This is a genomic window from Deltaproteobacteria bacterium, assembly GCA_005879535.1.
In the GTDB taxonomy this organism is placed as follows: Bacteria; Myxococcota; Myxococcia; order Myxococcales; family 40CM-4-68-19; genus 40CM-4-68-19.
Genome location: VBKI01000070.1, coordinates 1 through 23,859, shown reverse-complemented (window position 1 = coordinate 23,859; position 23,859 = coordinate 1). Strand labels below are relative to the sequence as shown.

At 68.8% G+C, this 23,859-nt stretch carries 23 protein-coding genes; 16 read left to right on the top strand and 7 right to left on the bottom strand.

What is annotated here, in order from left to right; translation table 11 throughout:
* Positions 1 to 35: 35 nt before the first annotated feature.
* Entirely contained in the window at positions 36 to 2,030 is a 1,995-nt protein-coding gene (locus E6J58_15475; protein ID TMB35597.1) for a hypothetical protein, read from the bottom strand.
* A 246-nt stretch (positions 2,031 to 2,276) separates the two neighbouring features.
* Here E6J58_15475 and E6J58_15470 point away from each other — a divergent pair, with 246 nt between their 5' ends.
* Genes E6J58_15470 through E6J58_15460 form a run of 3 tightly spaced genes read left to right on the top strand, consistent with a single transcriptional unit; the run spans position 2,277 to position 5,495 of the window.
* Positions 2,277 to 2,738, top strand: a complete 462-nt coding sequence (locus E6J58_15470; protein ID TMB35596.1) for a (2Fe-2S)-binding protein — start codon at positions 2,277 to 2,279, stop codon at positions 2,736 to 2,738.
* Positions 2,735 to 4,876 carry a xanthine dehydrogenase family protein molybdopterin-binding subunit gene (locus tag E6J58_15465; protein ID TMB35595.1) on the top strand — a complete coding sequence of 714 codons (2,142 nt, stop codon included), beginning with the start codon at positions 2,735 to 2,737 and terminating at the stop codon, positions 4,874 to 4,876. The genes E6J58_15470 and E6J58_15465 overlap by 4 nt, the downstream gene beginning before the upstream one ends.
* A 7-nt stretch (positions 4,877 to 4,883) precedes the next feature.
* Positions 4,884 to 5,495 carry a hypothetical protein gene (locus E6J58_15460; GenBank protein TMB35594.1) on the top strand — a complete coding sequence of 204 codons (612 nt, stop codon included), beginning with the start codon at positions 4,884 to 4,886 and terminating at the stop codon, positions 5,493 to 5,495.
* A 9-nt stretch (positions 5,496 to 5,504) separates the two neighbouring features.
* On the opposite strand, the gene E6J58_15455 is transcribed toward E6J58_15460, so the two are convergent.
* Complete coding sequence (locus tag E6J58_15455) at positions 5,505 to 6,410, bottom strand: DUF1835 domain-containing protein (protein TMB35593.1); 906 nt, start codon at positions 6,408 to 6,410, stop codon at positions 5,505 to 5,507.
* A 57-nt stretch (positions 6,411 to 6,467) separates the two neighbouring features.
* Here E6J58_15455 and E6J58_15450 point away from each other — a divergent pair, with 57 nt between their 5' ends.
* The 4 genes from E6J58_15450 to E6J58_15435 all read left to right on the top strand — a co-directional run bounded on the left by E6J58_15450 (position 6,468) and on the right by E6J58_15435 (position 8,809).
* Positions 6,468 to 7,253, top strand: coding sequence for a hypothetical protein (locus E6J58_15450; protein TMB35592.1), 786 nt, complete (start codon positions 6,468 to 6,470; stop codon positions 7,251 to 7,253).
* Between the two features lie 55 nt (positions 7,254 to 7,308).
* Positions 7,309 to 7,725, top strand: coding sequence for a hypothetical protein (locus E6J58_15445; protein TMB35591.1), 417 nt, complete (start codon positions 7,309 to 7,311; stop codon positions 7,723 to 7,725).
* 123 nt (positions 7,726 to 7,848) lie between these two features.
* A complete protein-coding gene (locus E6J58_15440; GenBank protein ID TMB35590.1) occupies positions 7,849 to 8,172 on the top strand; it encodes a hypothetical protein in 324 nt (107 codons plus the stop codon).
* 16 nt (positions 8,173 to 8,188) lie between these two features.
* A complete protein-coding gene (locus E6J58_15435) occupies positions 8,189 to 8,809 on the top strand; it encodes a hypothetical protein (GenBank protein TMB35589.1) in 621 nt (206 codons plus the stop codon).
* A 16-nt stretch (positions 8,810 to 8,825) separates the two neighbouring features.
* Here E6J58_15435 and E6J58_15430 read toward each other — a convergent pair whose 3' ends face one another.
* From E6J58_15430 to dnaK, 5 genes are all read right to left on the bottom strand, one after another.
* Positions 8,826 to 9,479, bottom strand: a complete 654-nt coding sequence (locus E6J58_15430) for a VWA domain-containing protein (protein ID TMB35588.1) — start codon at positions 9,477 to 9,479, stop codon at positions 8,826 to 8,828.
* The gene (locus E6J58_15425; protein ID TMB35587.1) at positions 9,476 to 10,924 is read right to left on the bottom strand and encodes a hypothetical protein; all 1,449 of its coding nucleotides are present in this window, start codon (positions 10,922 to 10,924) and stop codon (positions 9,476 to 9,478) included. The genes E6J58_15430 and E6J58_15425 overlap by 4 nt, the downstream gene beginning before the upstream one ends.
* 25 nt (positions 10,925 to 10,949) lie before the next feature.
* A complete protein-coding gene (locus tag E6J58_15420; protein TMB35586.1) occupies positions 10,950 to 11,588 on the bottom strand; it encodes a hypothetical protein in 639 nt (212 codons plus the stop codon).
* A gap of 82 nt (positions 11,589 to 11,670) precedes the next feature.
* Positions 11,671 to 12,501, bottom strand: a complete 831-nt coding sequence (gene xth, locus E6J58_15415) for an exodeoxyribonuclease III (GenBank protein TMB35585.1) — start codon at positions 12,499 to 12,501, stop codon at positions 11,671 to 11,673.
* A gap of 173 nt (positions 12,502 to 12,674) precedes the next feature.
* Positions 12,675 to 14,594 carry a molecular chaperone DnaK gene (gene dnaK, locus E6J58_15410; GenBank protein TMB35584.1) on the bottom strand — a complete coding sequence of 640 codons (1,920 nt, stop codon included), beginning with the start codon at positions 14,592 to 14,594 and terminating at the stop codon, positions 12,675 to 12,677.
* A gap of 103 nt (positions 14,595 to 14,697) precedes the next feature.
* On the opposite strand from dnaK, the gene E6J58_15405 reads away from it, so the two are divergent.
* The 9 genes from E6J58_15405 to E6J58_15365 all read left to right on the top strand — a co-directional run.
* Positions 14,698 to 16,014 (top strand): PEGA domain-containing protein, encoded by a 1,317-nt coding sequence (locus E6J58_15405; GenBank protein TMB35583.1) that lies wholly within the window; start codon positions 14,698 to 14,700, stop codon positions 16,012 to 16,014.
* 246 nt (positions 16,015 to 16,260) lie between these two features.
* On the top strand, positions 16,261 to 16,773 hold the full coding sequence (locus E6J58_15400) for a MerR family transcriptional regulator (protein ID TMB35744.1): 513 nt from the start codon (positions 16,261 to 16,263) through the stop codon (positions 16,771 to 16,773).
* A gap of 82 nt (positions 16,774 to 16,855) precedes the next feature.
* Positions 16,856 to 17,272 carry a DNA-binding protein gene (locus tag E6J58_15395; protein TMB35743.1) on the top strand — a complete coding sequence of 139 codons (417 nt, stop codon included), beginning with the start codon at positions 16,856 to 16,858 and terminating at the stop codon, positions 17,270 to 17,272.
* A 199-nt stretch (positions 17,273 to 17,471) separates the two neighbouring features.
* Positions 17,472 to 19,064: a bifunctional phosphoribosylaminoimidazolecarboxamide formyltransferase/IMP cyclohydrolase gene (purH, locus tag E6J58_15390; GenBank protein TMB35582.1), complete on the top strand. Its 1,593-nt coding sequence runs from the start codon at positions 17,472 to 17,474 to the stop codon at positions 19,062 to 19,064.
* A gap of 4 nt (positions 19,065 to 19,068) precedes the next feature.
* Complete coding sequence (gene purD / locus E6J58_15385) at positions 19,069 to 20,310, top strand: phosphoribosylamine--glycine ligase (GenBank protein TMB35581.1); 1,242 nt, start codon at positions 19,069 to 19,071, stop codon at positions 20,308 to 20,310.
* Between the two features lie 45 nt (positions 20,311 to 20,355).
* Positions 20,356 to 21,426 (top strand): YjgP/YjgQ family permease, encoded by a 1,071-nt coding sequence (locus tag E6J58_15380; GenBank protein ID TMB35580.1) that lies wholly within the window; start codon positions 20,356 to 20,358, stop codon positions 21,424 to 21,426.
* 28 nt (positions 21,427 to 21,454) lie between these two features.
* Positions 21,455 to 22,165: a spore coat protein gene (locus tag E6J58_15375; GenBank protein ID TMB35579.1), complete on the top strand. Its 711-nt coding sequence runs from the start codon at positions 21,455 to 21,457 to the stop codon at positions 22,163 to 22,165.
* Positions 22,162 to 23,178: a dTDP-glucose 4,6-dehydratase gene (gene rfbB, locus E6J58_15370; GenBank protein ID TMB35578.1), complete on the top strand. Its 1,017-nt coding sequence runs from the start codon at positions 22,162 to 22,164 to the stop codon at positions 23,176 to 23,178. The genes E6J58_15375 and rfbB overlap by 4 nt, the downstream gene beginning before the upstream one ends.
* Positions 23,175 to 23,859 (top strand): NAD(P)-dependent oxidoreductase (locus E6J58_15365; protein ID TMB35577.1); only part of this gene is annotated, 685 nt, incomplete at its 3' end. The genes rfbB and E6J58_15365, both read left to right, overlap by 4 nt.

Genomic DNA, 23,859 nt, shown 5'->3' with positions numbered 1-23,859 from the left:
GCCGCTCGGGCGCCCTCCGTCCGCGGACGTGATCGCTACCGATGGCCTATGGTGGCGCCGAGCGTAACCCTGGCCTGCCCGTTCGGGAGGCCGACGTTGTCGGTGAAGATATCTTCGTCGTGAATCACCCCGTTCGCCGGCGCGTAGGGGTCGACGTTCCGCGTATCGGACCAGATGGGATGTGCGTCGGTTCCCTTGTTGATCGTCAGCCCGCTGTAGTCGCCATTGAAGCCCGTCTGGGCGCCGTCCGGTGGAGCAAAGACGGGTGAGACCACCTTGAAGTCATATGGCGTTTGCGCGCCGGTGCCTCCAGCGAGCACGTAGTCCGAATTGCCGAGGCCAACTCCCGCGCTGCAGGCGGTGGGATCGCCGCCCTGGTTCGGATTGCAAGTGAGGAATCCGCCTGTCGGCGTCGTGTTCTCGTTCGGGACGCGCTCGGTCCGGTAGTAGCTGACGCCGACGCGGTCGTTGAAACCATTTGCGGTCAGCGCTTTGTCTACGGCCGGGAAGTAGTGATCGAGACCGCGGTCGGGGTTCACCGTGCCCGCCTCGTGCCAGGTGAGCCCGCTGTCCGTCGAGATGGAAAGCTGGATATCGTACTCCTGGTTCCGGTAGTCCTGCCACACCGCATACAGATGGCCATTCTCGGTATTCCGGCTGATCCGCGGGAAGTCGTTCGTCCGGATATACGCCCCAGGGATGCACTCCTCTGGCCCGCGCCCGAAGTCGCATTGCGGCTCGCCGGTGATGATGTCGTTGCCGACCTTCGCCGGCTCCACGCAATTGAGATGGGCGGTCCCTGTCGCCGAGTTGCCGGTTGGATGGCAGTGCACGCCGAGCTGCTGGCCGTTCGGGTTTCCGGCAGGCGTGTTCCCGTTGTTGAAGATTACTTCCAGATCGCCATTCGGGAGGACGATCGGATCGGAACCCTGGTTGAAGTCGCACTTGTGCTCACCGAGCGTCGGATCGAAGAAGTTGCCGAAGAAGCAGAGCGTATCCGAGCTGCCGCTGATGTCCTCCGGAGTAGAGAAGTGGCGGCCGCCGTCCGTCGACATCGATCCGAAGATTGGCGACTGCTGATAGCTGCCGCTCTGGTCGAACCTGAACACGGTCCAGGTCACGTACACGTTTCCCTTGTTGGGGCTGACGCCGTTCGGATCCCGGTCCGCTGCGATGAAGTTCTTGTCGTGGAACACGAGGCCGTTGTTGTCCTCGGCGACCATCCACTGGCGGAACGTGACGTTGAAGAAGAACGATCCGTGCGCCCCCGGCGGCGACTGGGTGACGAACAGCGCGCTGGCGTTGCTGAGTATATCGAAGACGACGCAGCTGAAGTAGCCGCGACCGAAGGCGTCGATCGCCACCGCAGGGTCGCTGGCGGCGTCGTACGTATGTTCCGTTCCCGGACCGCCGCCAATGGTGTGGCGGTTGGGATCGGAGGCAGTGGGCTCCTGGCTAAACGGCTCGTTCAGCTTCTGGCGGAACGGCGGCAGCAGGTCGCCCCAGTGCTTGCCGTTGTCGGTCGACCAGTCGATGCCGCACTGGTTGAATCCCACCCGGCTGTCGTTCTGGCCCGCAAGCAGTTCGTTGGGATCGAGCGGGTTGAAGGTGATCGTCTCCTCCGCCTGGCGGCGGAAGCTGCAGTCCTGGTTGACTCGCTTGTTCCCGTTGCTGTCCCGGCCTGGGCACCCGAGAGATCCGGGGCCTGAGCCGAGGTCGGCGGTGGGCAGGTCCTGTCCCGTGCCGGCCGCGTCGGCCGCCTCCTCCCGATCGTCGCCAGCCGAGATGCCCAGCGCCTGCTGGGCGGCGACCACCGTGCCCGCGGACAGGAAGGGCAGGGTACGCGTCACCGTCACCTCCTGGCCGTCCTTCTGCACCTTCATCTTCAGCACGGCGGCCTTCAGCTGTCCTCTCGCGGCCCGCTTCGCGATGCCATCCTCGCCCGACGCGCGCGCCAACACGGCCCAGCCGAGCGCCGTTGCGCCTGCAGCGAGCAGTCCTACTACGGTGATTCTTCCTCGAATGCGCATGTTCCCTCTCCCTTGCCTGGCGGCCGTCGTGGGTCGCGTCAGGGCAGACCGTCCATGGTCCCGATGGGGACGACGGATCAAGCCGCTGCATCGATGAGTGTCGACTGGCGCTGCGATGCCGGGCGCCCGACGGCGCCACAAAAGAGGATTGAACCGCCCGCGCCGTTGGCGCATCTTCCGGCCCGGGGACTCCCTTGGATCCCCGCGCTGCAGCGAACGGATTCCGACCACACCGCGAGGTTTGCGATGCAGCTGAACGTGAACGGGACGGCCCACCAGGTCGATGCGCCCGACGACATGCCTCTTCTCTGGGTGTTGCGAGAGGTGCTCGGCCTCACCGGAACCAAGTACGGATGCGGGATGGCCCAGTGCGGGGCCTGTACCGTGCACCTCGAAGGCCAGGCCGTGCGGTCCTGCGTGCTGCCGGTTTCGGCGGTCGGCAACCGCATGGTGACCACCATCGAGGGACTTTCGCCGGATGGCGCGCATCCCGTGCAGAAGGCCTGGGTGGATCAGGACGTGGTGCAATGCGGCTATTGCCAGCCAGGGCAGATCATGTCCGCGGCGGCGCTCCTGGCGCAGAACCCGGATCCGAGTGACGAGGAGATCGACGTCGCGATGGCGGGCAACATCTGCCGCTGCGGGACGTACCAGCGCATCCGCGAGGCGGTGCACCGCGCGGCTGCGAAGAGGAGGGCCGAGCGATGACCAACCTGACAAGGCGCGCGCTGCTGCAGAAGTCGCTCCTGTCCGGGGCTGGCCTGTTCGTCGCCTTCCACGTCCCGCGCAAGCTGGGGGCCGTGCCGCAGGCGGCGGCGAAGCAATTGCCCGATCCCAACGCGTTCGTGCGCGTCGCTCCCGACGGATCGGTGACGGTGCTGCTCGCCCATTCCGAGATGGGTCAGGGGATCTGGACCAGCCTCGCCATGCTCGTCGCCGAGGAGCTCGACTGCGATTGGTCGAAGATCCGCGTCGAGCATGCTCCGGCCGCACCGGTCTACGCGCATCCGGCCTTCGGGATGCAGATGACCGGCGGCTCGACAAGCACCTCGTCGGAGTTCGACCGCTACCGCCAGGCGGGCGCGCTGGCGAGGGCGATGCTCGTACGCGCCGCGGCCGCGAACTGGAAGATGGACGCGAAGAAGCTGCGCACGGAGAACGGGTTCGTGCTGCGCGGCAAGGAGAAGCTCTCCTACGGCGAGCTTGCGGTGGCCGCGCAGGGCCAGACGCCGCCCCAGTCCTTCAAGCTCAAGAATCGCAAGGACTGGAAGATCCTCGGCAAGCCCACGCGTCGCCTCGATTCGCCGGAGAAGGTCATCGGGAAGGCCGGGTTCGGGATCGACGTCCGCTTCCCTGGGCTGCGGACCGCGCTCGTCGCGCGCTCGCCCGTGTTCGGCGGCACCGTCAAGTCGTTCGATCCGGCCAAGGCGCGCGCCGTCAAGGGCGTCGAACAGGTCGTCCAGGTTCCCTCGGGTGTCGCGGTGGTCGCGAGCAACTTCTGGAGCGCGAAGCTCGGCCGCGACGCGCTCCAGGTCGATTGGGACCTCGGGCCCGGCGCGTCGCTCGACAGCGCGAAGCTGCTCGAGGACTACCGCGCGCAGGCGCAGACGAAAGGCGCCGTCGCCACGGAAAAGGGCGACGCGGACGCCGCGCTCTCCGGCGCGGCGAAGAAGGTCATCGCCGAGTACGACGTCCCCTACCTCGCCCACGCCACCATGGAGCCGATGAACTGCGCGGTGAAGCTGGAGGGAGACCGCTGCGAGATCTGGACCGGCACCCAGTTCCAGACCATGGATCAGATGACGGCCGCGAAGATCGCGGGCATCCCGCAGCAGAACGTCTCGATCCATACGCAGTTCCTCGGCGGCGGATTCGGTCGGCGTGCGACGCCGTCCTCGGACTTCGTCGCTGAGGCGGTGCACGTCGCCAAGGTGGCCAAGGTCCCCGTGAAGGTCGTCTGGACCCGCGAGGACGACATCCAGGGAGGCTACTACCGGCCGCTGTTCCTCCACCGCATCGAGGCCGGCCTGGATTCGCAGGGCCGTCCGGTCGGCTGGAGGCACAGCATCGTCGGCCAGTCGATCCTCACGGGAACGCCGTTCGAGCAGTTCATGGTGAAGAACGGCATCGACGCCACCTCCGTCGAGGGCGTCGTCGACTCGCCGTATCTCGAGGCCATCCGCGATCGCCGCGTCGTGGTCCACTCCCCGCGCCTGCCCGTCCCTGTCCTCTGGTGGCGGTCCGTCGGGAACACGCACACCGCCTTCGCGATGGAGAGCGCGATCGACGAGCTGGCCTGGGCCGCCGGACGCGATCCGCTCGAATTCCGCTCCATGCTGCTCGCCGACAAGCCTCGCCACCTGCGCGCCTTGAAAGCGGCCGCGAAGAAGGCCGGCTGGGGGACGCCGCCGTCCAAGGGTCGCGCGCGCGGGCTCGCCGTCCACGAGTCGTTCGGCAGCATCGTCGCGCAGGTGGCCGAAGTCTCCGTGGACAAGGACAAGGAGATCCACGTGCACAAGGTGAGCTGCGCGGTGGATTGCGGGACGGCCATCAATCCGCTGGGCATCGAGGCGCAGGTCCAGGGCGCGATGGCCTTCGGGCTCGCGGCGGTCCTGCACAGCGAGGTGACGCTGAAGGCGGGCCGCGTGGAGCAGAGCAATTTCCACGATTACCTCGTCCTGCGCATGCCGGAGATGCCCGACGTCTCGGTGCAGGTCCTCGAGAGCGACGCGAAGATGGGAGGCATCGGAGAGCCCGCGGCGGCGCCGATCTCCGCGGCGGTCGCCAACGCGGTGTACGCACTGACCCGGCAGCGGCTGCGATCGCTGCCGCTTCGGCTGGCGTGAGTCGTCGATGAGAGCGCCCATTTTCTACATCGCCGGCTTCGCAGCGATCTCGTGCTCGCACGCACCCGCCCCGGCCCCGGCGTCCGGGGCGCCCTCTGCCGCCAGCGATCCCATCGCGTCGTTCGAGACGATCCGCGCCGTGCTGCAGAGCCCGCGCTGCGTGAATTGCCATCCCAACGGGGATCAGCCCACGCAGGGCGACGACAGACACATCCATCAGCAATCGGTCCAGCGCGGTCCTTCCGGCCGCGGAGCTGTGGGCCTCGCCTGCTCCACCTGCCACGGGAAGGCGAACCCGCCCGACAGCTACGGCGCGCACATGCCGCCGGGCGTCTCGACGGAATGGCGCCTGCCTCCGCCCGAGCACAGGATGGTGTTCGCCGGGCGCAGCTCCCGCGAGCTCTGCCTGCAGCTCAAGGATCGCCGGCAGAATGGCGGACTCGACATGGCCGGCCTCACGCATCACATGGCGGACGATGCTCTGACCCGATGGGGCTGGTCGCCAGGATATGGTCGGAAGCCGGTGCCCGTTTCCCACGACGAGTTCGTTCGCGCGTTCAAGGCCTGGGCCGGCGCGGGCGCGCCTTGTCCGGCGGAACGCGTCGCGCGCGACCGCTGACTCCGGGCTTCAGGGCGGAACGATGCGCGATCCGTCGCGGCGGAAGCAGGACGATCCGCTCAGCAGGACGCCGCCCACCCAGCGATCCGTCGCGCGCGTCCGGTAGTCGAGCTTGCCGCCCAGGCATTCGCTGCGCGCGGGCTCATCGAACATTCCCGCCTCGTGCAGCTCCGTCACCACCCGCGCAAAGAAGAGGTCGGTGATCCAGGGGACGGGCTCGCGGGCCTGCACCCGGGGGAACGATCCCTCTTCCTCGAGGACCGTCCGCTCGGTACGCGACAGTCCGCTGCCCACCTCCGGAAGCTCCTCGATGAGGCGGCGAAGAGCCGGGCCCATCTGCGGCGGAAGACCGGCAACGTCGAGCGCCTGCAGGCCTCGTGGATCGGGCGCTGCGACCGCCTCCCAGGCCCTGCGCGCTTGCGCGCGGTCGTAGCGTTTGCGGGTGTCGAGCAGCGCAGCGAAGTCTTTCTGTTCTGGCACAGGCTCCCGGGTGACGACGGCTGACGCCTCGATCAGCACGAGGTGGTGGAGGAGGGCGAGCTGGCAGGTCAGGTCGGCCTCGAACCAGAGCACGGTTTCCCCCGCGGGAGTGCGGAGCGCCGCGTCCCATCGTTCGAGCTGCGCGCTCACCTGCTCCAATTCGCCCGCGCCGTTCGTCGCCAGCCATTCGGCCCGAAGCTCGCGAAAGGCGGCCGTTCCGGGCTCGCCGCGGACCGGGCCCTGATCGAGCACGTCGGACCAGGCGATGACCTCGCCCTGCAAACCGGCCGCGCGCAGCACGGCGAGAGCATGATCACCATTCGCGACGTGCAGCATGCCGGGAGGGTACAGCGCGCGCACCCCGCGCGCGAGCCGCCCCGGTGACACCGCAGACCGCCGGGGATTGCCAATCTCGCGCGTTTGCGGGACAGTCATTGCCGCACCTCAGCCGAAGCTGCTCCTACCGGCATATCCAAGCACTGGAGGGCCGAGATGGCCCGAAAGAACCCGACACTTCCGGCGAAGCCCTCTGGGCGCTCCGCGTCCGATGCGCGCGCCGATCTGGTGGCCCGAGCGGTCCGCAACGCGGAGGGCGCGACGATGTGTCGCTCCGATCCGCTGGCGGACGCGCAGGCTGCGCGCGCCGTAGTGCAGGCAGTCGGGGAGCACTCGAAGGAGCTGTCCCGGCGGGGCCTGAACGGCGCCTACTGCGAGGCAGCGTTGGACCTTGCCCGCGAGATCGAGGACCACCTGCAGGCAATGCCCGCCGCCGCGGTGAGCGCGCGTGGACGGTCGCAGGAAGCGGCCGATCTCCTCGCCGACGCGGCCACCACCGCGCAGGCGCTGCGCACCGCGGTGCTCCGTGTGACGAGGAGCGCGGATGGCCGGCGCGTCGCGCGCGATTTCGGGCTCGGCGATCCGCTCTCGGCGCGGCAGCCCGCGCAGGTCGCGCGCGCCCTCACGCGGATCCTCGCGGCGCTGGAGGCGCACCGCGAGGTGCGCGACGACATCGGCGTCCTCCCCGAGGACGTGCAGACGATGCAGGACCTGGTCCGCGACCTGGCCGAGATCGCCGGAGCGCCGGCCACCGTCGCCGACGAGCACGCGCAGCTCCTCGAGGCACAGGGGGCGCTGCGGGTCTTCTTCGACCTCTTCGCCGCGAAGGCGTCGCTGGCCCTGGCCGCGGATCCGGACGAGCGCGCGCGTGTGCTCGCCTTGCTTCCAAGGGTGGAGGAGAGGCGACATCTGCGTCGCGAACCCACCCGCGCCTCCGGCTGATCCTTTTACCGCGTCCCCGATCCGTGGGTTGATCGAGCATCCCCGGAGGACACGGATGAAGACGCTCTTGAGAGGAATGGTTGCCGCTCTCGTGCTCGTTCCCGCGATGGCGCGGGCGGATCGCGCGGATCGGATGGAGCGCCGAGCGGAGCGGCTCCAGCGTCAGGGCGAGAGGCGTGAGAAGCACGGTGAGCGGCGCGAGCAGCGCGGCGAAAACCTGGTGCAGAAGGCGGAAGCCAAGGACCAGCGCGCCGAGGAGCTTCGCGCAGCGGGCCACGTGAAGGCCGCGAACGCGCTTGAGCGCGCCGCCGATCGGCAGGAACGGCGCGGCGAGCGGATGGAGCGCCAGGGCGAACGCATGGAGCGGCAGGGTGAGCGCCGCGAGAAGCGCGGCGACCGGGTCGAGCACCGCGCAAATGCGCTGGAGCAGCGCAATGCCAATGCCGCGGCGCCCGTGACGCCCGCGAACTGATCCACGGACGTTTGATGGCCGACGCGCTCCCGGGAAACGCCCCGGGGGCGCGTTTCCTTTTTTTCCGGATCGCGCGGCGCGGCACTTGAAAAGGTCGTGCTTCCCGTGCGTACGGTACCGACCATGAACACCGCCATGCTGGAGCTGCTCATTCCGATCATCGCGATTCTCGCCACGTTCGGGTTTCCGGTCGCGCTGGTGTTCGTCTGGAAGTGGTTCAAGCTCAAGGACAGGGAACTCCAGGTCGACTCGGAGATTCGGAGGACCGCCGGACAGGCGCTGGAATCGCGCGTACAGCGGCTCGAGTCCGTGATCCTCGCCCTCGATGCCGACCTGCGCGCGCGGCTGGGGGAGTCGGCGTCGCGCGCCGACTTGTTCGAGTCGCCCGCCACTTCGGAGAGCAGCCAACCGGGCCCCTTGCTGGAGGCGCCCGGCAAGACACGGTAGTAGCTACCTTTCCAGCATGAACAGCCTTCTTCTCGGCGCGCTTCTCTGGGCGCTGGCCATGGCACAGAGCACTGGTGAAGGCCGCCCGGACAGCGCCCAGCGGGGCTCCGCCCCGACGCCCACCGATGCGAACCGCGCCGCGGACACCTCGCAGCGAGGGTCGCGCGGGTCGACCGCTGGCGGTGACGAGCGCACCGGCCCGCCCGCGGCGGGCATCGAGAGCGGCGACGCAAATGGAATGGCAGGCGGACGCACCGACGAAGGCCCGCGCGGCGGCACCGGCATTCGCGAAGGAGGCTCGCGCATCCAGAACGAGCGTGCGCGCGGCAAGGTCAACTCGCAGGCGCGGCCGCGCAACCGCAAACGCTCTTTGAACCGGCCCGCCGACTCCCCGCCCCAGCGCAACGAGGACCCGAAGCCGATGGGCTCGGGCGCCCCGATGACCCCGGTGCAACGCGAGCCTGTGCCGCAGGGCCGGAACTATCCCGACGGCGCGCAGCACGGCGCGGCCGGAGGCGTGGCGAGCGGCACCGACGAGGGGGCCGGCTCCGCCTCGACCCGGGGCACCGCCGGAAAGGGCGCGCAGACCCAGCCCGACAAGAAACCCTCGGCAGGCCCACGCGAGGACGAAAAGTAGAGCATCAGAACTGTGGCTAGCCTTCGTCGATCAGCTCGGCCAGCTTCTCCGCCTCGAGCACCACCTTGAACTCGCGCGCGCCGTGGGAGGTGAGCTGCTTCTCCCAGCCTGCCAGCCGCGCCCGGTATGCGGTGGGGTTCGCGTTGTCGCGGGCGAGTCGCTTGACGTTCATCGCCAGCACCCGCACTCCTTTCAGCTCGTCCGGGGCCATGTCGCGCTTCACGCCGCGAGGAAGGTCTTCCTCCATGTCGCTGAAGACCACCATGGTGCGGCGGCCGGCGTTGGTCTCCCGCAGATACTCCGCGCCCAGCATCATCGCCCCGCGAATGTCGGTGTGGCCCGAGCGCAGGCGCTTGTGGGCGAAGGCGTCGAGCGTGCTCGCCAGCGCCAGCTTCTGCGCGTTGGCCCTCGAGGGCCGGACGTCGAGCGTCATGTTGGCTTCCACGTTCTGCTTGCCGTAGCTCTCGTTGTCGATGCGGATGACGACCAGCGTGTCGCCCGGGGTCAGGCGAGGCAAGAGGCCCTTGCGGATCACGTCCACGACCTCGGGCCGCTGGTCCGCGTATGTCCCCGACACGTCCACCAGCGCGACGATCGCCTGCGAATACCGCGCGCCGCTAGAGCAGGAGAGTGCAAGAAGGGCGCAGGCCACGATCGAGGCGCGCTTCACGGGCGCACTCCCTGGCCGCGCACTCCGACCGCCGCTACCGGGCTCTGCCGCGAGCCGCCGCCCACCATCCGCTCGATCTGCAGCGGAATGACGATGTAGATGTCGTACACGTGCCGGGCGGCCTCGCAGAGGTACCGCATGCCGTGACCGCCCAGGCGGCAGACCATCCAGCCGACGTGCATCAGTCCGGTCACCGTGCTGAGAACGATGTGGCCACCGGTCGAGATCATCGTCTCCAGCGGGACGGCGACCATCGCCAGGATCCAGGGAAGGATGAACCCGAGCACGGCCTGGCCGACCACCGGAATGCGCGAGGACGCGGTGTGGGCCACCGGATGCTCCTTGATGCCCGCCAGCGACGCCTTCAGCGCGGTGGACGACTCGACGATCTGCTCGCGGAGGATGGCCAGCGAGGACTCGATGCAGGCCAGCATGAAGAGACCGCCAACCGCGACCACGAGGATGATGCGGCGCCGCGACCTGGGCAGCAGCTCCAGCTTGGGGAAGAAGCTGGTGATCCCGAGCATCTCCATCGCGAATACACCGGCCGCGATCTCCATCAGCACCACAACGAGCGCCGCGACGGTGGAAACCGGCATGCCGGCGATGCGGTTGCCGGAGGGGACCAGCTCGCTCATCGGCAGCGCGATCAGGTTGAAGTTCACGAACGCGCCGCCCATCGCCACCGCCATCACCAGCAGCGAGACCACGAAGAGCTGCGTCGCGTTCCAGCCCAGAGCGCGGGTCGCCTTCTCCTCCGCCGCGCGCACGCTCTCGTACGACGTCATGAAGCCGTCGATGCGCTTGGTGGCTTCGAGCGCGCCGGAGACGGCGCGGGCGACGTCGGTGGCGATCTTCTGCATTTCCTTCCACGCCGGCGCCATCGCGGAGAGGATCTTGTGCCTCTTCGCCGTCGCCTCGCGGAATTCCTGCAGCGCCTTCTTCTCGCCTGCGATCGCCGACTTCTGGATCTCCTCCAGCACCTTCTTCACCATGCCGTCGGGAGTCGGCGGCATCTTCGCCACCGCAGCGACCGCCTCGGTCCAGCCGGGCGCGGCCGGAGCCGCCGTGCCGCACTCCTGGAAGTCGGCGTCCATCTTCGTAACGACGTCGTCGAGCTTGCGGTGCAGATCGGGATAGCGCGCCAGCTCCTTGGCGAACGCGCCCTCGATGCGGTGGAACTCGCGGCCGATCTTGGCCTCGGTGTCCCCCTTGCCCATCTCGACGATCATCTCGTGATCCCGGCGGGAGGCCACGGTCGCGAGCCCGCGGCACCAGCGGGCGCCGATGCGGAACGCGCCGCCGAGCAGCCGGCCCACCTCACGCAGCGCCCGGTGCATCGGCACGCGGGCCGCGTAGAGGAAGATCTGGCTCAGGACCCACAGCGTGAAGATCGACGCCGCGGGGTTCGATGGCCAGAAGTAGAAGCGCTCGACGATCGACATGTCTCTCCCTTTCTAGGTGAAAGCGTCAGCGGGCCAGGGCCCAGTCGAGCACGCCGCGGACCGACGGCTCGACCCTGAACTGTGCGAACCGCACCCTGCGCCGCAGGGTGCGGACCTTTCCGATCCGGACCAGAAGACCTGCCAGGAGCCGCTTGGCCTCGTCGCGGATGCCGTCGCGCCGGAGGAGATCGGCGAGATCGATGGTTCCGTCGACGTGGCCGGGCTCCAGCTCCAGCACCTGGCGCAGCAGCAGAACGGCGAACGGGCGCTGGCGTCGCTTGCGCAGCATCGAGCGGCCCTGGAGCAGCGCGAGCACCGCATCCTGCCGCTTGCCGCGCTTCACCTGCTCGTTCGCGATCCGCTCCCAGTAGTCGACCTGCTCCGGAAAGGTCTGCGCCGCCACCGTCCAGACGGCGATGGCCTTGGGCGCGAATCCCGCGTCGAGATATCCGGCGGCGGCTTTGTCGAAGTTCTGCCTCGCCTCGTCCCAGCGGCCGACCTTCGCGAGCAGCGGAGCGAGCTTGGAGCGGACGACGTGGTCGGCCGGGTCGTGCTCGAGGACCTTCAGGTAGCAGCGCACTGCCTTGCGCACGCGGCCGCGCGAGCGGGCTTTCTCGGCGGCGGCGAGCGTCTTGCCGCGATCGTAGCTCCGTTGCCAGAACACAGAGAGCAAACCTAGAGATTCTCGCGTGGAGGTCGAAAGGGGCTGCGCGTGCGCAGCGCGCGGCGAATGTGCGTGCCGTCCGCTAAAGCAGCGGAATCTGGCCGGGCGGCGGTGCAGCCTGCGGCGGCGGCTCGGGCGCCGCTTCGTAGCTCGGAGCGGGCACTTCGAATGCCGCCTGCAACGGCCCGTGATCGCTGGTGCCGAACTCACGAAAGCCCGAGCAGGAAGTTGCTTTTTCCGCGAGGACCCCGCTGGCGAGGACGTAGTCGATGCGCCATCCGATGTTGCGCTCGCGCAGGTTGCGCCACGGCGCCCACCAGGTGAAGAGGCGATCGTCGTCGGGAGCGAACTGGCGGCCAAGGTCCACCAGCCCGCGCGAGAGCAGCTTGGCGAACAACTCGCGCTCCAGCGGCGTGGTCCCGATCTGATCCTGCTTGCGCAGCTTGGGATGCACGTCGCGCTCCTCGCGCGCGACGTTCAGGTCGCCACAGAGGAGCAGCTTGGCTCCTTCCGCCTGCGCCGCGGCAGCGAACTTCTCCAGCCCTTCGAGGAAACGGATCTTTGCGGGCAGATCCTTGCCGCCGTTCGGGACGTAGACCGAAGCGAGAAGGAGATCGCCGAGCCGGACGGTGACGATGCGCGTCTCAGCATCGAACTCCGGATGCGTGAACCGGGGACGTCCCGGAAAGGTGCTCTTGCGCAGATGGAGGGAGACGCCCGAATAGCCTTTGAAGCCGTGCCAGAAGCACCAGTAGCCCGCCAGATCGCAGAGCGGGACGGGAACGTGCTCCGGCGAGGCCTTGATTTCCTGGAGGCAGAGGACGTCGGGAGATTCGCGCTCGATCCACTGCAGCACCTCGGGAGCGCGCGCGCGGATGCCGTTTACGTTCCAGGTCGTCAGTTTGAGTGTCACCGCGGACCTGCAAGGCTGTTTCCGCCTTCGCGGAAACAGCCAGAAAAAGCGTTGCTCCTAAGCCGCCTTCGGCGGCCGGAGCAAAACGAAAGGCGGAACCCCGAAGGGTCCCGCCTTACGGCGCAGCGTCGCGAAAGGGGGGGGATTTCGCGGACGCCGCGAACGGTTGGATGTTACTTCTGCTCCTCGAATTCAGCATCCACTACGTCGTCCTTTTTCGGGCCGCCCGCCTGTTCGCCGGGCTGGCTTCCCGTCTCCGGGCCGGGGGCGCCCGGCTCACCCTGCGCTCCGCCGGCGGCCTTGTAGGCCTCCTCGGCCATCCGGTGGGAAGCCTGCATCAGGGTCTCGGTAGCGCTCTTTACCGCCGCCACGTCCGAGCCGTTCAGCGCGTCCCGAACCGCCTTCACTTTGGCCTCGAGATCGCTGCGGGTCGCGGCGGGGATCTTGTCGCCCAGCTCCTTGAGCGATTTCTCCGTCGCGTAGGCGAGGTTGTCGGCGCGGTTGCGGACCTCGATCTCCTCGCGCCGCTCCTTGTCCTCCGCCTCGTGGGCCTGCGCTTCCTTGACGGCGCGGTCCACGTCCTCCTTGGAGAGGCCCGAGCTGGCCGTGATGGTGATCTTGTTCTCCTTGCCGGTGGCCCGGTCCTTCGCCATGACGTGGACGATGCCATTGGCGTCGATGTCGAAGGTCACCTCGATCTGCGGCACGCCCCGCGGAGCAGGCGGAATTCCGTCGAGGTGGAACCGGCCGAGCGTCTTGTTGTCGCGCGCCATCGGACGTTCGCCCTGGAGCACGTGCACCTCGACGCTGGTCTGGCCATCGGCCGCGGTGCTGAACACCTCCGACTTCTTCGTGGGAATGGTGGTGTTCCGCGGGATCAGGGGCGTGGCCACGCCGCCCAGCGTCTCGATGGAAAGCGTCAGAGGCGTGACGTCGAGCAGCAGGATGTCCTTGACCTCGCCGGTGAGCACGCCACCCTGGACAGCGGCGCCGATGGCCACGACCTCGTCGGGGTTCACCGAGCGGTTCGGCTCCTTGCCGAAGAAGTCCTTCACGATCTGCTGCAGCTTCGGCACGCGCGTCGCGCCGCCCACCAGGATGACCTCGTCGATCTCCTTCGGGCTCTTCTTGGAGTCGGCCAGGCACTTCTTGGTCGGCTCCAGCGCGCGCTGGAACAGGTCCTCGCACATCTGCTCGAACTTCGCGCGGGTGAGCCGCTTGACCAGGTGCTTGGGGCCAGTCTGATCGGCAGTCAGGAAGGGCAGGTTGATCTCCGTCTCCATCGTGCTGGACAGCTCGATCTTGGCCTTCTCCGACGCTTCCTTCAGGCGCTGCAGCACCATCTTGTCCTTGCTCACGTCGATGCCGGTCTCGCCGCGGAACTCCTGGATCAGCCAGTCCATGATCTTCTGATCCATGTCGTCGCCGCCGAGGTGCGTGTCGCCGTTGGTGGCGACGACTTCGACGACGTTCTCGCCGACTTCCTGGATGGAGATGTCGAAGGTGCCGCCGCCGTAGTCGAAGACGGCGACGATCTCGTCCTTCTTCTTGTCGAGGCCGTAGGCCAGCGCCGCCGCGGTGGGCTCGTTGATGATGCGGCGCACTTCGAGTCCGGCGATGCGGCCGGCGTCCTTGGTCGCCTGTCGCTGGGCGTCGTTGAAGTAGGCAGGAACGGTAATGACGGCTTCGCTCACCCCTTCGCCGAGATAGTTCTCGGCGGCCCGCTTCAGCTTCTGCAGGACCTTGGCGCTGATCTCGGGCGGGCTCCATTTCTTGCCTTGGATCTCGACGGCGGCGTCGCCGTTGTCGCCCTTCACGACCCGGTAGGGGACGCGCTTCTGCTCGCTGGTGGTCTCCTCGAACTTGCGACCCATGAAGCGCTTGATCGAGTAGACGGTGTTCTCTGGATTGGTAATCGCCTGGCGGCGGGCAACCTGGCCGACCAGGATTTCGCCGTCCTTGCTGAAGCCGACGACGGATGGGGTAAGCCGGTTGCCTTCCTCGTTTTCGATCACCTTCGGATCGCGGCCTTCCATGATCGCGACCACGGAGTTCGTCGTCCCGAGGTCGATTCCAATGATCTTCTTCGCCATTTCCTTTGCTCTCCCTCGACGCGCTCGCGGCCTATCGGTCTGCCGCGGTGCGGCGCTAGAGTAAGTACGGGCAGGGGCCTGTCAAGGAACGCCAGAGGGTCGTGTGCAGGCAGGCGAACGCATCGGCGCCAGGTACGTCCTCGAGCAGCGATTGGGTCTCGGGGGCATGGGCGAAGTCTGGCTCGCGGAGCTGGAGGGAGCAGGCGCGTTCCGGCGGCGAGTCGTCCTCAAGGTGCTCGCTCCGGAGCGCCGCGGCGATCCACGGATTGCGGCGATGCTCGCCGACGAGGCCCGCATGGTGGGAGCGCTGCACCACCCCGGCATCGTCGCCGCGCTCGACTACCTGGAGACCGAGGAGCACGGCCCCGTCTTCGTGCTGGAATTCGTCGACGGTCCGTCGCTCCGGTCCGTCCTCAAGATTTCGCGCAGGCAGAACGTGGTGATGCCGGAAGCGCTGGCGGCGCACGTCGGCGCGCAGGTCGCGCATGCCTTGCACGCGGCGCACACGGCGCTGGGACGCGACGGAAAGCCGCTCTCCGTGATCCATCGCGACGTTGCGCCCGACAACGTGCTGCTCTCGCGCTCAGGCGCGGTGTACCTCGGCGACTTCGGCGTCGCCCGGGCCACGGGCTGCGAAGACGTCGCGCACCAAGGCGCGGGACCGACGGGAAAGCGCGGGTACATGGCGCCCGAGCAGGCCCGGGGCGGGAAGATCGGGCCCGCCGCCGACATCTTCTCGCTCGGGCGCGTCATCGCCGACGCGGCGGACGTGGGATGCGGGCCGGCGTTGCGCGTCGTGATCGAGCAGGCAACGGCGGACGATCCGCGCGACCGATTCGCCAGCGCATCGGAGATGGCGGCGGCGCTGCTGCATGCATGTCCGCCGCCCAGCGATCCGGACCGCGCGCTCGCGGAGTGGCTGCACCGGTATGCGCGGGACGCGCTCGTGCAGACCCGCGGATCGAAATCCGTCGTGTCGCGCTCCGACCCGCCGCCTGCGGGGCGGCCGTCGGAAAGCACGCCGCGGCGGGTGGAAGCGCGCGGGCCGCTGTTCGCCGCCGTCCCGGCGCCGCGGCGGCGGGCGCTCAAGATCGTGGCAGCCGGCGGGGCGCTGCTTTTTTTGCTTCTGCCGGTGGTGCTGCTTTTCGCCGCGCCGCGCCGCGCACATCGATTTCTGCAGTCCGCGATCAGCGCGGGGCCTGCGGCCGCCCATGGTGACATCCGAATCAACGCCTCGCCGGGAGAGGCGGAGGTCTACGTGGACGGGGAGCTCCGGGGCTTGACGCCACTGTTGGTCGAAGTGCCTTCCGGCAATCATTCCGTGCGGGTAGGGTCCGTGAAGCTCGGGCGGTGGCGCGCGATCGATGTCGCCGTGAAGGACGGCGTGGAGCACCGCTTGGACGTCGACCTGTCGCGCTGATGGACCCTACGAAACCGCGTTTGCGGTGCTTTGTAGGTGTCGCTGCTCCCTCTGGCGGGCTCCTGCCTACCCGATTGACAGTTGGGGTCGCGGAATGGCGAATTCACAAGCGTGGGCTCGCCTGCTTGCGCCATGTTGACACGCTACTCAAGATACGCTACTCCTGCGAATGCATTCACGCGATGCTATTCAAAGCATCGCCGGTGGGGCGGCGTCCGAGGGGGCGGCACCTTGAGCGGGGTGACGATGGCGCAGCGCGAACGCGACGACTTCGACGCTCTCGAGGAAGAGCACCCGCAAGGGATCTCCGCTGTCCAGATCGTCGACTTCTTCGCGCCTCGCGGCGTGAAGCTCGCGCAGGCCACCTTCCGCAAGTACGTCCAGCTCGGATTGCTCCCGCGCAGCCGGCGCGTCGGCGAGAAGGGAAAGCATCGCGGCTCGAAGGGCCTCTATCCGGCGAGCGCGGTCCGGCGCATCCACGTCATCAAGTCGTTGATGGACGAGGGGATGACGCTCGAGGACATCCGGCACTCGTTCATCTTCTTCCGCGGGCAGCTCGACGGCGTGGAGCGATCGCTCGACGAGCTTTTCGCGGCGCTGGAGAAGGCGGTCGCCGACAAGGGCGAGCTGCGCCCCTCGCGACGCAAGGAGCTCGACAGGCTGCTCGCCGAGAGCCGGCGGCACGCCCATCAATTCGTCAAGGACATGGAGCGAACGGTCTCCGAAATCACGTCACGGGAAGACCCCGGGAAGGGATGAGCCTTTCATGAGCGAGGCGAAGAGGAACATTCTGCCCGTCGTCGACGAACCGGAGGACAAGCCGCGCCAGCGAGCGCGGACGATGAGCCGCAAGGAGATGGCGCGGCTCTTCCGGCAGCAGGCGGCGGCCGGCGGACTCGATCCCGAGCTGCAGACGCTGATGGCGGAGCTGGACGCCAGCCGGCCGCAGAACCGGGGCGACTGCGCCGAAGGCGAGCGGCCCTGCCCGTACGTCTCCTGCAAGTACAACCTCTACGTGGACGTCAATCCCCGCACCGGGTCGGTGAAGATGAACTTTCCCGACAAGGAGCTGTGGGAGCTCGCGGAGACCTGCGCTCTCGACGTCGCGGACCGGGCCGGCATCACGCTGGAAGAGGTCGGCGTGATCATGAATCTCACCCGGGAGCGGGTGCGCCAGCTGGAGATGCGCGGCCTGGCGAAGCTGCGGGTGATCGCCGACGACGAGCCGCTGCCGGCCAGGGACGACGAGGACGACTAGGCGCTGCCGCACCGGAAGGTGCGGCTTTGCGCCTCCGCAGTAGACGAGACGCGTAGGGCGGCGGCGAGCGCCGCGGGGACGAGTACTACGGATGCGGACGTTCGCTCCGCCAGCCCGCTCCACCTGACCAATCCGGCGCCGGCCTTCGGCCGGCGTTCCGCGGGCTGAAGCGCGCGGTGCTGTGGTATGGAGCCGCGTGATGACTGTCGCGCGCGCGTTGATCAGCGTCTCGGACAAGACGGGCCTGGTGGAGTTCGCCCGCGGCCTCGCCGGGCTTGGGATCGAGATCCTGTCGACGGGCGGCACCGCCGCAATGCTCGCCAAGGAGGGCGTGAAGGTGAAGCAGGTCCAGGACTTCACCGGCGCGACGGAGATGCTGGGCGGGCGGGTGAAGACGCTGCATCCCAAGGTGCACGGCGGCATCCTCGCGCGGCGCAAGCTCGCCGCCGACCAGGCCGACATGCAGAAGCAGGGGCTTCAGCCGATCGACCTGGTGGTGGTCAACCTGTACCCGTTCCGCGAGGCGGTCGCGAAAGGCCTGCCGTACGAGGAGGTCATCGAGAACATCGACATCGGCGGGCCTTCGATGATCCGTTCCGCGGCGAAGAACGCCGAGTACGTCACCGTGGTGGTCGATCCCGCAGATTACGGTGTCGTCCTTGCCGAGCTGCAGCAGAAGCGCGAGGTGCACGAGAGCACGCGACGGCGGCTGCAGGCGCGCGCGTACGCCCACACCGCCGCTTACGACGCTGCGATCTCCGGCTGGCTGGCCGAGCAGCTCGCAAAAGCGCACCCGGAGGAGGGCGGCGGGTTCGCGGAGTCTCCGCCGCTGCCGGAATACCGGCGGCTGCAGTCGCTCAGGTACGGAGAGAACCCGCACCAGCGCGCCGCCTTCTACGCGGCGGTGCCGCCGCCCCCGGAGCCGACGCTGGCGTCCGCGAAGCAGTTGCAGGGCAAGGAGCTCTCCTACAACAACCTCCTCGACGGATCCGCGGCGCTGGAGGCGCTGAAGGAGCACGCGATGGGTCGCGACGGCCAGGCTGCGGCGGTCATCGTCAAGCACACCAATCCGTGCGGCGTCGCGCGGGCACCTACCGTGCTCGACGCCTACCGGATGGCGCGCGACTCCGATCCGGTGAGCGCGTTCGGCGGCATCGTGGCGCTCACGCATGCGGTCGACGCCGGTACGGCGATGGCATTGGCCGAGACGTTTCTCGAGGCCGTGATCGCGCCTGGATTCGACCGCGGGGCGCTCGACGCCCTGAAACCCAAGAAATCCCTCCGGCTCCTGGAGGTCCCGTCGCTGGCGGAGGCGCGCGATTCCTGGACCCCCGAGCCGCGCGAGCTGCGCAGCATTCCCGGCGGGCTGCTGGTGCAGTCGCGCGATCTCGCGGACGCCGATCCACGCGGCTGGAAGGTGGTCACCCGGAGGGCGCCGACGCCCGAGGAGGTGGAAGCGCTGTCGTTCGCCTGGAGCGTGGTCAAGCACGTGAAGTCGAACGCCATCGTCCTGGCGCGGCGGGACGTCACCGTCGGAATCGGCATGGGACAGACCAACCGGGTGGACTCGGTGCGGATCGCGGCGCAGCGCGCAGGAGAGAAGGCACGGGGTGCCGTGCTCGGGTCCGATGCGTTCTTCCCCTTCCCCGACGGCGTGGAGGAGGCGGCGCGCGCGGGCGTGACCGCGATCGCGCAGCCGGGCGGTTCGGTGCGCGACGACGAGGTCATCGCGGCCGCCGATCGCCTGGACGTTGCCATGGTGTTCACGGGCGTCCGGCACTTCCGGCACTGACTTCATGACCCGGGTCGTCGTCATCGGGGGCGGGGGCCGGGAGCACGCTCTGGTCCGCGCGCTGCGCCGCGGCGGGGGAGCGCGCGAGATCGTCGCGGTCCCCGGGAATCCGGGGATCGCCCGGGAAGCGCGTTGTGTGCCGGCGCTTCCGTCGCTCGCCGACGCGGCCCTCGCGGAGTCTCCGGACCTCGTGGTGGTCGGGCCGGAGGCGCCGCTGGCCGAGGGCTTCGCGGACCGGATGGCGCAGCGGGGCGTCCCCTGCTTCGGGCCCGTGCAGGCCGCGGCACGGATCGAGTCGTCGAAGGCATTCGCCAAGGAGGTGATGCTCGCCGCGGGCGTGCCGACGCCGAAGGCGGCGGTGTTCGTGGATCCGGCAGCCGCGCGGGATTACGCGCGGTCGCAGGGGCCCAGTGTGATCAAGCTCGACGGCCTCGCCGCGGGAAAGGGAGTCATCGTCGCGGACGACGGCGCGGCGGCGGCCGCCGCGGTCGACGAGCTCTGGAAGCCCGGAGCGACGTTGCTCGTCGAGGAGCGCCTCGCTGGCCGCGAGGTCTCGATCATCGCGCTCTGCGACGGCGAGATGGTGCTTCCGCTGCCGCCCGCGCGCGACCACAAGCGGCTCCTGGACGGTGACCGGGGCCCGAACACGGGCGGAATGGGTGCCGTATGCCCGCCGTCCGACGTGACGCAGGAACTGGTCGACGTCGTGGTGCGAACGGTACTCGAGCCCACGGCGAGGGAGCTGGCCCGCCGCGGCGCGCCGTTCGTCGGCGCGCTCTATGCCGGGTTGATGCTGACGCGCGAGGGGCCCCGCGTCCTCGAGTTCAACTGCCGGCTCGGCGACCCCGAAGCACAGGCGATCCTGCTACGGCTGCGCAGCGACCCGCTGCCGCTGTTCTTCGCCGCCGCCCAGCGCCGCCTGGCCGGACAGAAGCCGGTCTGGGACGCGCGAACGGCTGTCGCCGTCGTGCTGGCCGCGCACGGGTACCCCGGGGCGCCGCGTGCGATGGATCCGATCCACGGCCTCGAAGCGCTGGCCGCCGAGGAAGGCGAAGATCTGTGGATCCTCCACGCCGGAACGAAGTCGCAGGCCGGAACGGTGGTCACCGCCGGCGGTCGCGTGCTCACCGTCGCGGCACTCGGCTCCGGCCCTGCGCAGGCGCGGGCGCGCGCTTATGGCGCCGCCGCGCGGATCTCCTTCGCCGGGTCGCACAGCCGGTCCGACATCGCCGCGGGGGAGCTGTAACTGAAGCGGGGCCGGCAAAGACCGGGAGGGCAGCTCGACCGCCTCATGCTGGCGGAGCTCGCGCGCCTGTTCTTTGCCACGCTGGGCGGCGTCGTCCTCATCTATCTGGTGATCGATTTCGCCGACCGCGCGCATACCTATACCGGCCGGGCCTGGGGTTGGGCCGCGGCGGAGCTCTACGCGAACAAGGCCGCGGTGGTGTCGTACCAGCTCGCGCCGGTCGCGCTCATCATCGCGACGTCGCTGCTGGTGACGCTGCTCTCGCGGCGCGGAGAGCTGACCGCGCTCTTTGCGCTCGGCGTGCGGCCGCTGCGCCTGCTCGCGCCGATCGCCGCCTTCGCCGCCGTGCTCGGACTGGTGCTCTTCTGGCTCTGCGAGCTGGTCGTGGTCGGCGCCGACGCGCGGGCGGAGGAGATCCAGGTCAAGCGCTTCAACCGCTGGGGCGACTGGGCCACCTATCACGCGGGCTCTTCCTGGCTGCGGGGGAAGTTCGGGCGCATCTATCATCTCGGTCCGGTGCGGGACGGCGGATGGGAACCTGCGACGGTCCTCGAGATCGCTCCGCCGTTCCGGCTCTCCCGCCGGATCGACGCCCGCCGCATCGAGCCCGCCGGTCCGGGGCGGTGGCGCTTCCTGGAGGCGGTGGAGACCCGCTACGAGCTCTACGGCGGCCCGGGCGGCACCATCTCCGAGCGCCGGGTCGACGTGCTCATCGAGTTGTTCCCCGAGACCCCGGCGGATCTGGAGCTCCGCAGCGGCCGTCCGCGGCAGCTGCCCTGGCGCCAGCTTCGCGAGCAGCTGCGGCGACGGGAGAAAGGGGGACAACGCGCGCGAGAATACGAGGCGGCGCTCGCAGAGCGTGCCGCAACGCCGGTGCACGTGATCCCGGCCGCGCTTGCCGCATTCGGTCTGACGCTGAAGCTGCAGCGCCCACGCCGCCGCCTGCCTCTCGCCGGGGCCGTCGCGCTCGGCATGGGGCTCTCGATGGTGCTGTGGGCGGCTTCGGTCATCGCTCACGCGATCGCCGTCTCCGGCGCCCTCGAGCCGTGGACGGCCGCGGCGATCCCGGGCCTGGCCAGCGCGCTGATTGCCGCCCTGACGCTCTGGGGGGCGTGATAAAAGGCGCGCCGTTCAAGGAGCCGCGATGAAAGGCATCATCCTCGCCGGCGGAACCGGGTCCCGCCTGTTTCCGCTCACCAAAGTGACCAACAAGCACCTTCTTCCGGTGGGGCAGGAGCCGATGATCTTCCATCCGGTGCGCAAGCTCACCGACGCCGGCATCGAGGAGATCCTCGTCGTGACCGGCGTCGAGCACATGGGCGACGTGGTGACGCTGCTCGGCTCCGGCAAGGACTTCCGCTGCCGATTCACCTACAAGGTGCAGGACGAGGCCGGCGGCATCGCGCAGGCGCTCGGACTGGCGGAGAGCTTCGCCGGCGACGACCTGATGTGCGTGATCCTCGGCGACAACATCTTCGAGGACGCCATCGGTCCCTACGTGAAGGCTTTCCGCGAGCAAGGGAAGGGGGCGCGCCTGCTGCTCAAGCAGGTGCACGACCCGCAGCGGTACGGCGTCGCCGAGGTGGAAGGCTCCCGCGTGGTGCGCATCGTGGAGAAGCCGAAGAAACCGAAGACGGATCTGGCGGTGGTCGGCATCTACTTCTACGATTCCCGGGTGTTCGACATCATCCGCACCCTCAAGCCCAGCGGCCGAGGCGAGCTGGAGATCACCGACGTGAACAACCATTACCTGCGCGCGGGAACGCTGCATTGCGACCGCCTGCAGGGGTGGTGGACGGACGCGGGCACCTTCGACTCGCTGGCCTCGGCGAACGAGCTGGTGAGGCGCAAGTGACGCAGACCGTCCTGGTCACGGGCGGCGCAGGGTTCATCGGCAGCAACCTGGTGCGGCTGCTGCGCCGCGAGCGCCCGGACTGGACGGTCGTCAACCTGGACAAGCTGACCTATGCCGGCAACGCCGAGTCGCTGGCGGAACTGCGGGAGGATGAGAAGCACGCCTTCGTCCGCGGCGACATCCTCGACGCGGAGCTGGTGAATCGGCTGATCAGCGACCGCAAGGTCGACGTGATCCTCAACCTCGCCGCGGAGAGCCACGTCGATCGCAGCATCCTCGGGCCGGCCATCTTCGTGGAGACCAACGTCTCCGGAACGCAGGTGCTGCTGGAGGCCGCCCGGCAGGCGAAGGTGAGGCGGTTCGTGCAGGTCTCGACCGATGAAGTCTACGGATCGCTGGGAGCGACGGGCAGGTTCAGCGAGAGCAGCCCGCTGAGGCCCTCCAGCCCGTACAGCGCGTCGAAGGCCGCGGCCGATCTGCTCGCGCTGGCCTACGGGCACACGTTCGGCATGGACGTGGTGGTGACGCGCTCCTCGAACAACTACGGCCCGTACCAGTTTCCCGAGAAGCTGATCCCGCTGATGATCGCCAACGCGCTCGAAGGCCGCAGGCTGCCTGTCTATGGCGACGGGCTCCAGGTCCGCGACTGGATCCACGTGGACGATCATTGCCGCGCGCTGCTCGCGGCTGCCGAGCGAGGCCGCGCGGGAGAGGTGTACAACGTCGGCGGCGACAACGAGTGGCCGAATCTCCAGATCGTGGGACGGCTGCTGGAGATCCTCGGCAAGCCGCGCGAGCTGATCGAGCACGTGAAGGACCGGCCGGGACACGACCGCCGCTACGCCGTCGACGCTGCGCGGGCGCGTGCCGAGCTGGGCTGGACACCGCGCATCTCCTTCGGCGAGGGGCTGACGAGCACCGTCGAGTGGTACGTGCAGAACCGCGGCTGGTGGGAGCGCGTCCGCACCGGCGAGTACCTCACGTACTACGAGCGCAATTACGGAGCGCGATGACAACCCTCGTCGCCGGCGCGAACGGGCTGGTCGGTAGCCGCATCGTCGCGCGGCTGAGCGGGGCGGGAGAGCGGGCGGTCGCGCTTGGCCGCGGTCCGCGGCGGGTCGAAGGCGCGTTCGAGTACGTGGAGATGGATCTCCTGCACGCGCCGGAGAAGCTGTGGGAGCTGATCGGCAGGATGCGGCCGGCGGGCGTGATCAACGCGGCTGCGATGACCGACGTCGATGCCTGCGAGCAGAGCCCCCACGATGCCTGGGCGTTGAACGTGCGTGCGGTGGAGGTCGCGGCTTCGGCGTGCGCGCAGGCCGGCGCGCGCCTGACCACGCTGTCGACCGACTACGTGTTCGACGGCGCCAAGGGCAGCTACTCCGAAGACGACGCTCCCAATCCGCGCGGCATCTACGCCCGGACCAAGCGCGCCGGAGAGGAGGCCGCGCTGATCCTCGCGGACGACGTCGCGGTGTGCCGCGTGGCGCTGATCTATAGCGGCCGGCCAGGAGCGAAGAAGACGTTTCCGCTCACCGTCCTCGAGTCCTTGCGGGCCGGCAAGTCCGTCAAGGCATTCTCGGATCAGATCGGCTCGCCGACCTTGGCGGACAACGCGGCCGAGATGGTGATCGGAGTTCACCGCTCGGGCGCCAAGGGAATGTTCCACTGCGCGGGCGCGACGGAGATCTCGA

What these genes read in the sequence shown, in the direction of transcription:
- purD (TMB35581.1), top strand. Translation starts at nt 19,069, where the DNA reads ATGACCCGGGTCGTCGTCATCGGGGGCGGGGGCCGGGAGCACGCTCTG.
- E6J58_15470 (TMB35596.1), top strand. Translation starts at nt 2,277, where the DNA reads ATGCAGCTGAACGTGAACGGGACGGCCCACCAGGTCGATGCGCCCGAC.
- E6J58_15435 (TMB35589.1), top strand. Translation starts at nt 8,189, where the DNA reads ATGAACAGCCTTCTTCTCGGCGCGCTTCTCTGGGCGCTGGCCATGGCA.
- E6J58_15400 (TMB35744.1), top strand. Translation starts at nt 16,261, where the DNA reads ATGGCGCAGCGCGAACGCGACGACTTCGACGCTCTCGAGGAAGAGCAC.
- E6J58_15455 (TMB35593.1), bottom strand. Translation starts at nt 6,410, where the DNA reads ATGACTGTCCCGCAAACGCGCGAGATTGGCAATCCCCGGCGGTCTGCG.
- E6J58_15460 (TMB35594.1), top strand. Translation starts at nt 4,884, where the DNA reads ATGAGAGCGCCCATTTTCTACATCGCCGGCTTCGCAGCGATCTCGTGC.
- E6J58_15475 (TMB35597.1), bottom strand. Translation starts at nt 2,030, where the DNA reads ATGCGCATTCGAGGAAGAATCACCGTAGTAGGACTGCTCGCTGCAGGC.
- E6J58_15445 (TMB35591.1), top strand. Translation starts at nt 7,309, where the DNA reads ATGAAGACGCTCTTGAGAGGAATGGTTGCCGCTCTCGTGCTCGTTCCC.
- E6J58_15380 (TMB35580.1), top strand. Translation starts at nt 20,356, where the DNA reads ATGCTGGCGGAGCTCGCGCGCCTGTTCTTTGCCACGCTGGGCGGCGTC.
- E6J58_15465 (TMB35595.1), top strand. Translation starts at nt 2,735, where the DNA reads ATGACCAACCTGACAAGGCGCGCGCTGCTGCAGAAGTCGCTCCTGTCC.
- E6J58_15440 (TMB35590.1), top strand. Translation starts at nt 7,849, where the DNA reads ATGAACACCGCCATGCTGGAGCTGCTCATTCCGATCATCGCGATTCTC.
- dnaK (TMB35584.1), bottom strand. Translation starts at nt 14,594, where the DNA reads ATGGCGAAGAAGATCATTGGAATCGACCTCGGGACGACGAACTCCGTG.
- purH (TMB35582.1), top strand. Translation starts at nt 17,472, where the DNA reads ATGACTGTCGCGCGCGCGTTGATCAGCGTCTCGGACAAGACGGGCCTG.
- E6J58_15395 (TMB35743.1), top strand. Translation starts at nt 16,856, where the DNA reads ATGAGCCGCAAGGAGATGGCGCGGCTCTTCCGGCAGCAGGCGGCGGCC.
- E6J58_15450 (TMB35592.1), top strand. Translation starts at nt 6,468, where the DNA reads ATGGCCCGAAAGAACCCGACACTTCCGGCGAAGCCCTCTGGGCGCTCC.
- E6J58_15425 (TMB35587.1), bottom strand. Translation starts at nt 10,924, where the DNA reads ATGTCGATCGTCGAGCGCTTCTACTTCTGGCCATCGAACCCCGCGGCG.
- E6J58_15375 (TMB35579.1), top strand. Translation starts at nt 21,455, where the DNA reads ATGAAAGGCATCATCCTCGCCGGCGGAACCGGGTCCCGCCTGTTTCCG.